The organism is Vibrio sp. S234-5, from assembly GCF_000960595.1.
Classification (GTDB): Bacteria; Pseudomonadota; Gammaproteobacteria; order Enterobacterales; family Vibrionaceae; genus Vibrio.
The window spans coordinates 1-595 of record NZ_JZAM01000026.1; the positions used below are offsets into that span (position 1 = coordinate 1).

Annotated in this window: 2 pseudogenes; one reads left to right on the top strand and one right to left on the bottom strand. The window is 46.6% G+C overall.

Annotation, left to right across the window (positions count from 1 at the left end):
- A pseudogene (locus UF06_RS27315) lies at positions 1–78 on the top strand (LysE family translocator); the annotation flags it as partial.
- An 89-nt stretch (positions 79–167) separates the two neighbouring features.
- Here the strand turns inward: UF06_RS27315 and UF06_RS00110 are convergent.
- A pseudogene (locus tag UF06_RS00110) lies at positions 168–595 on the bottom strand (hemolysin); the annotation flags it as partial.

The following is a 595-nucleotide window of genomic DNA, read 5'->3' on the forward strand; positions in this document are numbered from 1 at the left end:
AAGATTAAGCATCGACTCAATCAAGCATGTGGGGCGGGTTTGGTCATTTTCGGCGCGATGCTGGGCTTAAAGGCTTAATACGTTTGCGGTCAGATTTTTAACACAAAAAATGCGGCTACTGGAGCCGCATTACAATCCACAAACCTTCAGTCTGGTAAGTGAAACGTTTATTGAGTGATAACGGTGAGCTTATCCCAATCAATCGTGAAGCGAATTTGCGCTTCAGTGTAATGGCTCGTTGTGCCTTGATCGTACCAGTTACACGCATTGCGAGAGAAACCTTCGTCAACTTCTTTCATGCCCGCTCGTGCAATCATCTCCGTTTTGGGCTCTTCTCCGCGCTCAAATTCTGGTGTGAACACGTATTGGAATTTCGGTTTGAAACCGTAGATCAAACGCGGCAAGTTCTCTTCTGGTAATAGGTTTTCGTTTGAACAACCTGCGTAGTGGTAAACACCCGCCCATTTACCGTAATACTGGTAGTCGTTGGTGTAAATTTGGCTAAGAGAGGTGGTCCACTTAACGCCCATACCGCGTTCCATGGAAGCTTTTGGTTTGGCTGCGGTGACGTAATCCTTACTTGATCGGCAAGGTA